Annotated in this window: 14 protein-coding genes; 9 read left to right on the top strand and 5 right to left on the bottom strand. The window is 37.8% G+C overall.

Features of this window, described 5'->3' with window-relative positions; all coding sequences use genetic code 11:
• Positions 1–21: 21 nt before the first annotated feature.
• Positions 22–840, top strand: a complete 819-nt coding sequence (locus tag QNH17_RS19945) for a hypothetical protein (protein ID WP_283874613.1) — start codon at positions 22–24, stop codon at positions 838–840.
• A 65-nt stretch (positions 841–905) separates the two neighbouring features.
• Here QNH17_RS19945 and QNH17_RS19940 read toward each other — a convergent pair whose 3' ends face one another.
• Complete coding sequence (locus QNH17_RS19940) at positions 906–1151, bottom strand: DNA alkylation repair protein (protein WP_283874612.1); 246 nt, start codon at positions 1149–1151, stop codon at positions 906–908.
• 100 nt (positions 1152–1251) lie between these two features.
• Between QNH17_RS19940 and QNH17_RS19935 the strand changes: the two genes are divergently transcribed.
• Together QNH17_RS19935 and QNH17_RS19930 are read left to right on the top strand one after the other, a co-directional pair.
• Positions 1252–1530 carry a hypothetical protein gene (locus QNH17_RS19935; protein ID WP_283874611.1) on the top strand — a complete coding sequence of 93 codons (279 nt, stop codon included), beginning with the start codon at positions 1252–1254 and terminating at the stop codon, positions 1528–1530.
• Positions 1531–1542: 12 nt separating this feature from the next.
• The gene (locus QNH17_RS19930) at positions 1543–2013 is read left to right on the top strand and encodes a FixH family protein (RefSeq protein ID WP_283874610.1); all 471 of its coding nucleotides are present in this window, start codon (positions 1543–1545) and stop codon (positions 2011–2013) included.
• 53 nt (positions 2014–2066) lie between these two features.
• Here the strand turns inward: QNH17_RS19930 and QNH17_RS19925 are convergent, their stop codons facing one another.
• A complete protein-coding gene (locus QNH17_RS19925) occupies positions 2067–2492 on the bottom strand; it encodes an Hsp20/alpha crystallin family protein (RefSeq protein WP_283874608.1) in 426 nt (141 codons plus the stop codon).
• A 210-nt stretch (positions 2493–2702) separates the two neighbouring features.
• Here QNH17_RS19925 and QNH17_RS19920 point away from each other — a divergent pair, with 210 nt between their 5' ends.
• Positions 2703–3479: an SDR family oxidoreductase gene (locus QNH17_RS19920; protein ID WP_481858538.1), complete on the top strand. Its 777-nt coding sequence runs from the start codon at positions 2703–2705 to the stop codon at positions 3477–3479.
• 91 nt (positions 3480–3570) lie between these two features.
• A complete protein-coding gene (locus QNH17_RS19915) occupies positions 3571–3729 on the top strand; it encodes a hypothetical protein (RefSeq protein ID WP_186328562.1) in 159 nt (52 codons plus the stop codon).
• 54 nt (positions 3730–3783) lie between these two features.
• On the opposite strand, the gene QNH17_RS19910 is transcribed toward QNH17_RS19915, so the two are convergent.
• Complete coding sequence (locus QNH17_RS19910; RefSeq protein ID WP_283874604.1) at positions 3784–4344, bottom strand: GNAT family N-acetyltransferase; 561 nt, start codon at positions 4342–4344, stop codon at positions 3784–3786.
• 311 nt (positions 4345–4655) lie between these two features.
• Positions 4656–5783 carry an amidohydrolase gene (locus QNH17_RS19905; protein WP_283874603.1) on the bottom strand — a complete coding sequence of 376 codons (1128 nt, stop codon included), beginning with the start codon at positions 5781–5783 and terminating at the stop codon, positions 4656–4658.
• A gap of 179 nt (positions 5784–5962) precedes the next feature.
• Here QNH17_RS19905 and QNH17_RS19900 point away from each other — a divergent pair, with 179 nt between their 5' ends.
• The 3 genes from QNH17_RS19900 to dapF all read left to right on the top strand — a co-directional run bounded on the left by QNH17_RS19900 (position 5963) and on the right by dapF (position 8783).
• Positions 5963–6817, top strand: coding sequence for a patatin-like phospholipase family protein (locus QNH17_RS19900; protein ID WP_283874602.1), 855 nt, complete (start codon positions 5963–5965; stop codon positions 6815–6817).
• A gap of 111 nt (positions 6818–6928) precedes the next feature.
• Complete coding sequence (locus tag QNH17_RS19895) at positions 6929–7720, top strand: hypothetical protein (protein WP_283874600.1); 792 nt, start codon at positions 6929–6931, stop codon at positions 7718–7720.
• A gap of 79 nt (positions 7721–7799) precedes the next feature.
• Entirely contained in the window at positions 7800–8783 is a 984-nt protein-coding gene (dapF, locus tag QNH17_RS19890; RefSeq protein WP_283874598.1) for a diaminopimelate epimerase, read from the top strand.
• A gap of 704 nt (positions 8784–9487) precedes the next feature.
• Here the strand turns inward: dapF and QNH17_RS19885 are convergent.
• Positions 9488–11326 (bottom strand): DNA ligase D, encoded by a 1839-nt coding sequence (locus tag QNH17_RS19885; RefSeq protein WP_283874596.1) that lies wholly within the window; start codon positions 11324–11326, stop codon positions 9488–9490.
• A gap of 129 nt (positions 11327–11455) precedes the next feature.
• On the opposite strand from QNH17_RS19885, the gene ku reads away from it, so the two are divergent.
• Entirely contained in the window at positions 11456–12286 is an 831-nt protein-coding gene (gene ku, locus QNH17_RS19880) for a non-homologous end joining protein Ku (RefSeq protein ID WP_283874594.1), read from the top strand.
• The last annotated feature ends 36 nt before the right edge of the window (positions 12287–12322 follow it).

The following is a 12322-nucleotide window of genomic DNA, read 5'->3' as shown; positions in this document are numbered from 1 at the left end:
ATTTTGTAAAAGGAGGATGCGATGAAGAGGGTAGTTATTTTTTTTGTATTTATTCATATCCTCCTAAATGGTCAAGAGGTTAAAGCAGCATCAACGATTAGTTATAAAATTGAGATGTTGAACTGGAAAGAAGTTAATCAAATTCTACCTAAATACACAAAATTTACTGTTTTGGATGTAGAAACGGGTAAAAAGTTTAAAGTGCAAAGACGGGCAGGTAGCCACCATGCGGACGTCCAACCCTTAACCACCAAGGATACGAAGATCATGAAGAGGATATACGGGGGCCAATGGAGCTGGAAACGAAGGGCCATAATTGTTATTCATAAGGACCAATGGATTGCAGGTTCCATGCATGGGATGCCCCATGGTGCGGGTGCACTGCAGAATAACTTTCCAGGACACTTTTGTATTCATTTTTATGGCAGTACCACCCATCGTACGAACTCAATGGACTTATCGCATATGCTTATGGTACTAAAAGCTTCAGGTAAATTAAATCAGTATTTAGGTAAAGCGAATCCCTATGAAGTCATAAATGCCTATGTAGCAGGATTTAAGCAGCAAGACCGCCGAATTACATCATTAGCCTCACTTCAAAAAATTAATTGGAAGCCCATTTTAGAAAATGTTGAAAATATTAGACTGTCTCGAATCGAATTATTGCCAGCAGAGGATTTAACGGAAGAACTCAGTTTGGACGTACCAGTGGAAATTGACTGGTATATTAAAAATAGAGGCAGACAAACCTTTAGGGGAGACATTCACCTGATTAGATTTTCACCGCTGGACGCTTGGAAAGTGGATTCACAGGATTTTCTTAAGGAAAATAAATTTTAATAAATAAAACAAAAACATCCTTATATTGGACACTCCAATTGGGGATGTTTTTGTTTGAGGTTGAGCTATAACGGCTGTTCTCCAAATTTGATAAAGGTACGTTCATCCTCTATTAAACCGCAAGCACCGCATTGTATTCGGTAATCGGGGCCATTGTAAGGGAGATGAAAGGGCTCTAAATCGTTTTCAGCATACTCTTTGATCACAGCCCCTGATTGTGGGTCGAGTTTAACAGAATGAGATACTTGTTGAATCAAATTAAAACGGCTTCGATTCGTCTTGCAATTTGGACATTTATAAGGTGTTGACATTTAAGGATTCTCCTTCCTCGGTGTTGTTAAAAGTTATTTTTTGCAATGTGGTCAGTAAATATGTAACAATGCAAGTGAAGACAAAAAGGGGGGATTGTTTTTGTCTATTGAAAAGGTGTCCTTTGATCATCTATTAGAAGAATATCGGCTTATTTGGAATCATCGGTTACTTGATACGATGGGGAAAAGCAGTAAGGATACATTGCTAGAAGCAATAAAAAGAGAACTTCTCGATGAAAATTCACACCCGAGAATCAGAAAAAGCAAATTTGAGAAATATTTTTTTGCCATTAAAAGAGTTAGTGATTCAACAGTTTCGCTAGAAGCTAAGGTACATTTAATTAAAATTCACAATAAAGTGATGGAAGAATTAAGATAGGAGAGGGAGACCTTGAAAAAGTTTTTCGTTTTTTTAGTGATTGTTCTTTGTTTAAATATCGTTGTGTCTTGTAATAAAAAAGATCAAGAGGATAATCTGCCGCAAATGGTGGAAGTAGACTTGACCATCAAACCCAATCCAGGTGAACTGAACAAGCCAGTCACATTTGAAGCGAAGGTCACCCAGGGGAAAGATCAAGTGGAGGATGCAGAAGTTATCTTTGAGATTTGGCGTGCGAAAAATGACAACCATGAAAAAGTAGAAATAAAACATTCTGAGAATGGAATCTATCGTCTAGAAAAAGCTTTCAATCAAGAAGGTACGTATTATATCATCTCACATGTTACTGCAAGAGATATGCACAACATGCCTAAAAAGGAATTTGTTGTCGGGACCCCTAGTGAACCTGAGGATGCTAATGGAAAGAGCACTATGGATAACATGGATATGGATAATATGAAGGAATCAAATAAAGATCAATAACAGAAAGGACAGCAGATTTGCTGTCCTTAAAACTTAGTACTTATTGGATTGGTTTAAATTTCCGTAACGTCTATTTGTGAATATTGCAAATCAATATTTTTAGGGATTTTAACTTCAAGCACGCCATCTTTAAAGGTAGCAGTTGCCCCTTTCTTTTTTACTATAGCTGGAAGGGTAATCGTGTGTTTATCTTCATGATGAGGGATATGCTCTAAAATGAGTTGATTGGATGTGTGATAAATTCGAAGCTGCTTAACCCATTCCTCCTGTTTTATTGAAATTCTAACGTATACATAATTATGAGTCTCAAAGGCAGTTGAATGTAAAGGATCGCTAGTGGATAGTGGGGAGGATACCGGTGATTGGAATCCCTGGAACATCTCTGCTGGATTTATTCCCGCTTTCATATTTCCAGGCATGAGTTTCCCTAAAACATCCTGAACATAATTATTAATTTCTTCCGGCTTCATTTTTGTCATCTTTTCCTTTATATTTTTATCAAAAGGGAATATATTCCATGGGAACAATGATCTCACCCTTTCCGTGTTACTTAGATATTTGTATCATATGCTAACACTTGCCCATGCGTTATTAAATCCTAAGTCATTATGAATGAATGTACAAAAATTGCGTATAAACATGTCTAGTTAACATATAGTTAAGGGAGAGATTCTAAACATAGAGAGGTAATGATTGTGATTAAGAAAACGGCTCTGATTACGGGGGGAGCAACTGGTATTGGCAAAAAAACTGCATTATATCTTGCGGAAAATGGTTATCAACTAGCCATAAACTATCGTAATAGTGAAACAGAGGCTATTTCTTTAGCGAACCAATTGACTGAAAGTTTTGGAAACAAAAATATTGTTGTACAAGGTGATGTAGCAAACAAGGAGGATTGCATTCGAATTATTAATGAAACACTGGCAGCTTACCGTACTGTGGATGTTTTAGTCCATAATGCAGGTCCTTACATCCATGAACGGAAAAAGTTGGCAGACTACTCCTTTGAGGAATGGAACTATGTAGTCCAAGGGAATTTAAGCTCTGCTTTTTATTTGACTAAACTCGTAATCCCTTCCATGCGTAACCAAAAATGGGGGAGAATTATTACATTTGGATATGATCGCGTTGAAACTTCACCGGGTTGGATATATCGTTCAGCCTTTGCTGCAGCCAAGACAGGTTTGGCCTCACTTACAAGGACTATAGCAATTGAGGAAGCGGAACATGGGATTACGGCAAATATGGTTTGTCCAGGAGATATCGTTAACCAGTGGAAAGAAAGTAATATTCATGATGCAAGGGGAATGAATGGAAATGCCCCGATTGGCAGGTTTGGAACCGGTGAAGATATAGCAAGAGTCATTGCATTCTTGGTTGACGAAAAATCCGATTTTATTACAGGTAGTATCATCCCTATTACTGGAGGATTAGATGTATTAGGGAAGGTCCATAAGAATTAGTATAATTTTTTGAACTATTTGATTTTCTAGAATGAAAACTGCTCTTTTTGTTGACAATAGATAATAATCATCTATGAAAGGAGCAAAGAATATGAGTTTTAATATGAACAGAATAAATCCTAATCAAACCCAGGTATTTTTTCATGATGGCCGCTTTGAAACATTAACCAATGAGGAACTAGACGAATTTTTGCTCCAAATGGGTCTTAATGACGTGAATGAAACGATTGAACAAAACGTAACGGAATAATATATTGAATAAAATCCTAAACAAAAAGCAATCGGACAAGGCCGATTGCTTTTTTTATGCTTCCAACAATTGTGAATCATCTGATTGAACAGCGCCATTTCGCATTAGGTAGAAAGTGTACTGATCCTTAGGTATTTCATATAAATCATATACGTCACCATTTGCGTTCAATTGTTCATATATAGATTTTCTCGTTTCGTTTGCTTTTATTACATATGGTAGTTTTTCAGCTGCTTTGATTGAGCGAACATTAACCTTGCGTATTCTCATAAAGACGGTCTCGATGCCTAAGTCATAAAAAAGTTCTTTAAAAAAAGCATCTTTAGCCGGGCTATTATATCCTTTGCCATGATAAGGCTTGCCTAGCCAGGTTCCTAAAAAACCAGCGTTGTCCTCAATATCAAACAGATTAATGGTACCGATCGGTGCACCCCATTCATCAAGAATCGTTCGTGAAATCAATTCTCCTTGGTCTTCGGCCTCAATCGTTTGTTTTGTCACAAATAAGAATTCTTCATAAGAATCAGCTTTTTGGCGTACAAAAGGGAAGACATCAGGGTGCGTCATTAATTCGTACAATGTGTGGCTGTCATGAAGATCACGTTTTTTAAGCATGAATAACCCCTCCATTAGGGCATTCCGATCCCATGTCAAAAGAAACGGTCCGGTCCACCCTCGAAATTTTTTATAAAGTTACTAAAAAATTTCGGGGTGGGAATCGAACCCACTAGAACCAGTATAACTGGTGGCGCACCATTTGCCTTCCCTATTTCATTTTTTTGTTAAAAAGAATTTGTTCGTAAACCCCCAAAGTTTTTCAGGTTTTTAACGGCTTCACTAGAGTATAATACAAGAAAAAAGCTAAAAAATAAATAGGTTTTTTGTGGATTTTTCGATAATATTTTTTACCAAATTTCAGCAATATTCTACGCTTCTTGATAGACCATTTCGCCGCCTATCATTGTCCATTTTGGTTTAGCTAAGTAGTGGAAAGGGTGATGGCTCCAAAGCACTAAATCGGCTTCCTTTCCCTCCTCGATACTGCCCACTCGACTGTCTATTCTTAAGTTCTTGGCTGGAAGAATCGTAATCCCTTCTAGGGCTTTATGCTCAGGTAAACCCTCCCTTACCGCGAGGCTTGCACAAATATTTAAGTATTGGATGGGTGTATAGGGATGATCGGTTGTAATAGAAACTTCGACACCGTGATTCGTCAGTTCTTGATAAGTTTTCCAAGTTTTATTCTTCAGTTCGACTTTGGATCTTCGTGTTAAGGTTGGACCGACTGAAACCTTTAAATCAATCCCTGAAAGTTCACTTGCAATAAGATGTCCCTCAGTACAATGCTCAATTCTTAAATCAAGATTAAATTCTTCTGCGAAACGTAGAGCCGAAATAATATCATCAGCACGATGTGCGTGGATTCTAACGGGAATTTCTCTTTTTAGGGCCATGATGATAGGTGCGATTCTAGGTAAGTCTGGATTATCTGCATGGATTGCTTGGTAAAAAGCCTCCCTAAGCATCCCCATAATCCCCATGCGAGTAATGGAATCACTGTTGCCATGGCTATGAATTCTTTTTGGATTTTCCCCTAAGGCAATTTTTAAGCCTGATATCTCTTGGAAAATCATCTTTTTAATATTTCTGCCGGTAGTTTTGATGGTGGATGTTGTTCCTCCAATGACATTTGCACTCCCAGGCATAACATGAACAGTGGTGATACCGCTTTTAACTGCATCAGAAAATGCAGGATCCAAAGGGTAGACCCCATCAATTGCCCGAATATGAGGTGTGAGTGCCTCAGCTGTTTCATTTGCATCATTCCCAGCCCATCCTGTTCCTTCATCATAAAGGCCTAAATGGGTGTGAACATCAATAAAGCCTGGAAAAAGAAATTGGTTCCCACAATCGATGATTTTTACATTTAAATCAGTTGTAAGATTCGTTCCAATTTTGAGGATCTTCCCCGCATCAATTAACACATCTCCATGTGGGATTGGTTTCGATGTAATCGGATATACCGTTGCATTTTTTAAAAGTATTTTTGTCATAATAAAACCTTTCTTCACATTGATAATAGTTATTTTATCAATTTTAACAATTTAGGTGCCTAGGTAGAAGTTTCAACCCGAAAAAAATTTTTATGCAAAGTCGTTTCATTTTGTAAAAGAATTAAGTGGGTCTATAATGACAAGTAGGTTTAACGTTAACAATGAGAGGGCGAGGCAACATGGAAAATCAAGTTGGTTTGGTACTAGAAGGTGGAGGAATGCGAGGTGTTTACACTGCCGGCATCCTTGAATACTTTTTAGAAACTCAATTATTTTTCCCTTATGTAATCGGGGTTTCTGCAGGTGCTTGTAATGCTGCCTCCTATTTGTCGAAGCAAAAAGGAAGAAATAAAACCGTTACGATTGAATATGCTTCTGACCCAAGATACATTTCATGGAAAAATTATTTTCGAAATCGGCAATTCTTTGGAATGGATTTTATTTTTGACGAAATTCCAAATAAACATGTCCCATTCCATTATGATGTTTTTTACAATAGTCCTTCAGAATTTGTTGTGGGGACAACAGATTGTTTGACAGGAGAGCCTGTTTATTTTAAGAAGAAGGATTACGGGGAGGACCTTTTAACCGTGATACGGGCATCTAGCTCCCTTCCATTTATTGCACCTGAAGTCCGTTTTAAAGATAAAATATTACTTGATGGGGGTATTAGCGATCCCATTCCAATCAAGAAAGCACAACTGGATGGGTTTGCAAAAAATATCGTCATTCTTACAAGAAATGTAGGGTATTTGAAAAAGCCCTCCAAGTTTCATTTTCTTGTAGATCGTAAGTATCCCGAATACAAAGGCTTGCAACAGTCCCTTAGGAAGCGATATCAAAAATACAATGAAACGGTCGAATATGTTGAGCAGGAAGAGAAAAAAGGAAATGTTTTGATTATCCGCCCATCCCAGCCATTGAAGGTCGGTAGAATGGAAAGGAATCCCCATAGGCTGGAAGAGCTATACAATCAAGGTTACGAAGATGCCAGAGCATCTATGTCAACGATAATTAACTATATTAAGAATTAAGAGAAGGGACCATTTCGTCTCTTCTTTTTTATTCTAATCGTAATCTCCTATCATTTTTTTTGTTAATAGTAAATAAACTAAGAAAAGAGGAATTGATAAGGAGTTTTCTAGATGAAAATAAATGAATATTACCGGGATACAGCTCATTTAAACTTAAATGGTAGTATTGCTTCTCTATTGCCAGTTATCATAATCATTGCTGGCAACCTTTCTATTTTTAAAACAAAAGAAATCATGTTATTAACGATTCCATTCCTTATCTATAGTTTGGTTAGTTTTCAATTCTATCTTTTTCGAAGGCGGCAGTCGATTTCAATTGACAGACAGATGAGGAAATCTGAGGTCGGAAGAATGTCTTTATTTGAATCACGCCATTTACTCGTGCTCTTTCTGAACACTAAATCTTCTAGACTACTATTTTACTTTCCGAACGGGCATCTTGCTGGAATGATTAAAAGATATCAAGGCAAAGGGACGAAGAAGCTATCTTTTTCAAAAATTTATGCACTCTATTCCATGGAGAACCAGAACCAAGCAATCGGTTACTATAAGGTTAATGGTGGAAAAACGATAAAAATAGAGGTATTTAATCACCGTAGGCAATACTTAGGCAGATTTGAGCGAAGAAAAAAGGATTGGAGTACCTCCAAAAAGGAATTACTAGATTCGAAAGGAAAGTTTATTGGTGCCGTAGAAGGTGCTGTTGCTTTTATGGATGAACAATTCATAAACCACGATCACTTTCAGGAAGCACGTCTTCGACGTGGATGGATGCCATTGGAATGGAGTCCCTTGTTTCCAGAGCCAAATACACCTGTACTTTCCATGAGAGAGACTTTATCTGAACAAGACAAACTCCTTCGGATGTCATTTTTGATTAATGAGTATTTTATCGAAAGATAGAAGTTTCGACAGTTTCCCTCATGGACATTGTTTGGTATGATAAATAAAATACTGATATCAAGGTTGTGGGGGATGAATAATGGAAGTCCAATTAATAAAAGGTCATGGTTCGGGAAATGACTTTCTAATCATTGATGAAATGTCGAATGGATATGCATTTTCGGAAAGTGAACGTGCGGAACTCGCGAAATTGCTATGTAATCGTCAGTCTGAATTAGGGGCAGACGGAATTCTTTTCGTGATGAATAGCGAAAACGCGGATGGTCGAATGCGTGTCTTTAACTCAGACGGGTCTGAAGCATCAATGTGTGGAAATGGATTGCGGCTTGTTGCAAGATATGTATGTGAACATCTTGGCCAAAATAAAGCCGTAATTGAAACAATGAAAGCAAACTTAAAGGTGAGCAAACAAAACGAGCTGTTACCCGATATCCATACTTATCAGGTGGAAATTTCTCCAGTCTTGTTTGAATTAAGGGCTCTTCCATTAAAATTAAATAAACCAACTCTTTTCAATGAAAAAATTGAAGAACTATCTGCAGATTTAAGGTTTACAGCACTGGCGGTTCCCAATCCGCATCTAATTGCTATTGTTGAAGCAGCACAGCTAGAAGGCGACCTTCAAAAACAGCTTAGTGAAAAAGTTAATGTTCCTAATGATTTGTTCCCGGACGGAGTTAATGTAAGCTTTGTTAAGTATTTACAGCCGGGTTCCATTTATGTAAGAACATATGAGCGTGGTGTAGGTTTTACCAATGCCTGTGGGACTGCCATGTCAGCTTCAACGCTCGTCACTTGTTTACAGGAATTAAATGAATTGGAAAGCGTCGTAAACGTTTATAATAATGGCGGAAAAGTCCAATGTGTTGCGCATGAAAGCGAAGGAAAATACTCGATTGACTTAATAGGGAATGCCACCTATCTCTATAATGCTACAGTAAATGTTGACCTAGAAAATCGTTCGTTTACAATTTCATCTAAAACGGACCTTTCTGAACAGGCTTCTTATCAGCAATTGCAAAATGAAGCAAAAACGTTTGTTGAAATGAATATGAAAGGATAGGGGAACCCCTATCCTCAGATTGTCGAGAAACGTTGTTTTTCTCGGCAATTTTTTATTGATATGTGGTATGGTTTCAGCAATCGGGCCTGTTGATTTCCGCTCCAGGCACTCGCTTTCCGCGGGGAGGTCCTGGAGCCTCCTCGGCGCTTTGGCGCCTGCGGGGTCTCCAGTGACCTCTCTATCCCGCAGGAGTCGAGTGCCCTCCGCTCCAATCAACAGGGAGGCTAATCAACCTAATGTATTGCACACACTTTTTCTTATATAAAGGCTCTGTTATTATTCATTGTTGATTTTCGTGTAGGTATGACAATTCATAGGCGGAGAATTTCCGGCTAACGTATATAGAGGAAGATTAAGAAGCAGATATAAGCGGAGAAATTCCGATTAACTGCTCTAAATAAGACAAAATCCAAAGATTTGGATAATATAAACGGAAAAACTTCCTTTATTATTAAGGAAATATGGGTATTTCCCAATTTAAACGGAATTTTTCCGTTTATTTCACAATGATTTCACCACTTAATTTTATTATTTATTAGTTGAGTTGAAGTACTTTATTAAAACACTCTGTTGATTTGCACGGAAAGCGAAGTGCATGGAGCGCCTATCAACAGACCTGTTTGAAGCTATAAACCAATATTATTCTGATAAATTAACGCGGTGAAATTTTGAAGCGATTGAATAAAAAAAGACAGACCCTATCCTCATTTTTTCGCCCCTTTTTTTAACACCTCCAACACAGGTCCGAATGGTTGTATCGATTTTGATTGAAAATAATCTGAAAAAGGATCTCCTTGTTGGCGAATTCGCTTTAATGCATTTTCCATATTAAACGAAACAGGTTTGAGTTTTTCAGTTACTTCCTCCCAATAAAGGGGCGTGGCAACACCAGCATGTTCGTTTCCCCGCATCGAATAGGGGGCAACGATTGTTTTCCCTTCGCTATGTTGAACATAATCAACATAAAGCCTGTTACCGCGGTTTTTCTTCATTCGTTCAATCGTGAAGGAATCAGGATCTTTTGAAATCAAATATTCAGCAATAAAACTTGTAAATAATCTTGTATCGTCATAAGTAAATTCATTCTCCGGCAAAGGCAGGTAGATTTGTAATCCTTTGTTTCCAGACGTCTTAATGAAACCGATTAAATTTAATTGATCAAGGACTTCTTTGATTAACAGTGCTGCTTTTACCGCCAATTGAAAGTGCTCAATAGAGGGCGGATCTAAATCAAATACAATCTCACTTGGTCCCCTGCTATCGGTGGTTTGAAAGGGGATGTGGAACTCAATCGCTAATTGATTGCCAAGCCAAACGAGTGTTTTTAAATTATTGCAGAGGATATAGTCAATCCCATCATCTGTGTGTGTTTGTACAAATTCTGGCGCATAATCTGGACAGTTTTTTTGATAAAACGCTTCACCGAACATCCCGTGCGGATAGCGGATGACGGTTAATAAGCGATTGTTTAAAAAGGGCAGCATATAGGGCGAGATTTCTCGCAAGTAATGAATATAGTCTGCTTTTTTAATCGCTAATTTTTCCCATAATGGTTTATCAGGGTGGGTTATATCTAGGTCTCCGGGCAGGTTTTTTTGTGCAAAGATAAAACGATCATATGTACACTCAGCGGGTTCTAAATCAAAGCGAAATCGATCAAAATGGGGCTCACGCAGTTGGTTTTCATATAGCTCTAAATACTTTACCTCGAGGCATATGGCCGGTTCCACAATCATTAGTTGTCCTTCTTCACGGAGCATATTTTGTTTAATCGTTTGCTGGAGTGCTTGCTTTTCTTCTGGTTTAAATCCGAAAAGGACCTGACCAATTGGATGGATTTTTTTGTCCTTATAAACACTTACATAAAAATATCCATTTGTTTTATCATAGGCGTTGATAAAACAACTTACATATTTCCAATTTTTATACTTTAACCACTGTAAGGAGCGTTTTCCTTCCTCCCAAAGACTGTTTTTTTGTTTGGCAATAATTCCTTCCCCGTCAGATAATACAACCTTTTCCCAAAGCGGCTCAAATTCTTCATGTGCCTGGACAAGTTGAAGAAGTTGTTCGTTGTAAGGGTCAGCATCGAGTGCAAAACCGACTTTTTCGAACAATTTGATGAGTTCCTTTTTGCGTTTTTGAAAATTAAGTGAACGTAAAGATTTTCCAGTGCTCATCAGTATGTCAAACACCATTAGGCGACAAGGGGATTTTCTGGCTTGCTCGCTGATCTTTTTTTCTGATTTTAATCGCCCGCGTACTTGAATCATCGAGAAATTGGCCTTGTGTGTGTTTTCTAATAAGACTAGTTCGCCGTCTAATTGTAAAGGTAGAAACGGTTTAAATTGCTCTTCGTGTTCTAATAAGAATTCCTTAATTTCTGGGAATTGGGGGAGAAGAGATTTTTCATTCCGGCTAATTAGTTCAATTCCATGAGAACTCCATTCTAAAAGGGCGCGAAATCCATCATATTTTACTTCATAGAGCCATTCAGGATGAACAGGGAGATCAAATGTAAGGCTGGGCAGCATCGGCTTCATGGAAATTGGTCCCTTCTTTTTCATATATTTTGTTTAAAAATACTTAGATTCATTCTTTACCAAATGTTTTTAGGAATGTGAATGTCTAAGAAACGCAAAATAATAACAAAAAGATTGGAGAAATACACAATGCATACGATGTGGAAGGGCAGTATCAGTTTTGGGCTTGTAAATATACCCATCAAACTCCATACGGCAACAGAAGATAAAGATATCAAACTTCGAACCCTGCATAACAAATGTCATGCTCCGATTAAATATGAGAAGATATGTTCTGTCTGTGAGGAAGAAGTGAAACCAGAGGATATTGTTAAAGCGTATGAATATACAAAGGGAAAATTTGTCGTCTTAGATAATGAAGAGCTTGAGAAGTTACGTAAAGAAAACGAAGATAAAGCAGTTGAAATTATTGATTTTGTTAAAATGGACCAAATTGATCCCATTTACTACGATCGCAGTTATTATATGTCTCCAAGTGAGGGAGGAGGCAAGGCATATTCCTTGCTAAGAAAAGCCTTACTGGAGTCACAAAAAGTAGGTCTTGCTAAAATTATCATTCGTTCAAAAGAGCAATTAGCAGTCATACGTGTGTATGAAAATGTTTTAGTCATGGAAACCATCCACTTTCCAGATGAAGTTCGAAAAGCGGGTGATGTACCAAGTGTGCCTGCTGAAGATAAGGTGACGGAAAGAGAACTTGATACTGCCATCATGTTGATTGACCAATTGACAACAGATTTTAATCCTGAAAAATATAAGGATGATTACAGAACTGCATTGCTTGAATTAATTGAATCGAAACGAAATGGACAAGAAACCGTATCCGCAGCTACGAAGGAAGTTGCTTCAAATGTCACGGACTTAATGGCGGCATTACAAGCATCCATTGACAGGACTAAACCTCCAAAAACAGCTGCGCCAAGAAAGAAAGCAGCACCAAGAGTCAAAAAACGAGCATAGGAAGGTTTCAAAACCGATTCGAATACACGAATCGGT

This window comes from Neobacillus sp. SuZ13 (assembly GCF_030123365.1).
Taxonomy (GTDB): domain Bacteria; phylum Bacillota; class Bacilli; order Bacillales; family Cytobacillaceae; genus Neobacillus.
The sequence above is the reverse complement of the archived record's forward strand: the minus strand, read 5'-3'. Positions and strand labels throughout refer to the sequence as shown.

What these genes read in the sequence shown, in the direction of transcription:
- QNH17_RS19905 (WP_283874603.1), bottom strand. Translation starts at nt 5,783, where the DNA reads ATGACAAAAATACTTTTAAAAAATGCAACGGTATATCCGATTACATCG.
- QNH17_RS19945 (WP_283874613.1), top strand. Translation starts at nt 22, where the DNA reads ATGAAGAGGGTAGTTATTTTTTTTGTATTTATTCATATCCTCCTAAAT.
- ku (WP_283874594.1), top strand. Translation starts at nt 11,456, where the DNA reads ATGCATACGATGTGGAAGGGCAGTATCAGTTTTGGGCTTGTAAATATA.
- QNH17_RS19925 (WP_283874608.1), bottom strand. Translation starts at nt 2,492, where the DNA reads ATGACAAAAATGAAGCCGGAAGAAATTAATAATTATGTTCAGGATGTT.
- QNH17_RS19940 (WP_283874612.1), bottom strand. Translation starts at nt 1,151, where the DNA reads ATGTCAACACCTTATAAATGTCCAAATTGCAAGACGAATCGAAGCCGT.
- QNH17_RS19900 (WP_283874602.1), top strand. Translation starts at nt 5,963, where the DNA reads ATGGAAAATCAAGTTGGTTTGGTACTAGAAGGTGGAGGAATGCGAGGT.
- QNH17_RS19910 (WP_283874604.1), bottom strand. Translation starts at nt 4,344, where the DNA reads ATGCTTAAAAAACGTGATCTTCATGACAGCCACACATTGTACGAATTA.
- dapF (WP_283874598.1), top strand. Translation starts at nt 7,800, where the DNA reads ATGGAAGTCCAATTAATAAAAGGTCATGGTTCGGGAAATGACTTTCTA.
- QNH17_RS19915 (WP_186328562.1), top strand. Translation starts at nt 3,571, where the DNA reads ATGAGTTTTAATATGAACAGAATAAATCCTAATCAAACCCAGGTATTT.
- QNH17_RS19885 (WP_283874596.1), bottom strand. Translation starts at nt 11,326, where the DNA reads ATGAAGCCGATGCTGCCCAGCCTTACATTTGATCTCCCTGTTCATCCT.
- QNH17_RS19895 (WP_283874600.1), top strand. Translation starts at nt 6,929, where the DNA reads ATGAAAATAAATGAATATTACCGGGATACAGCTCATTTAAACTTAAAT.
- QNH17_RS19920 (WP_481858538.1), top strand. Translation starts at nt 2,703, where the DNA reads ATGATTGTGATTAAGAAAACGGCTCTGATTACGGGGGGAGCAACTGGT.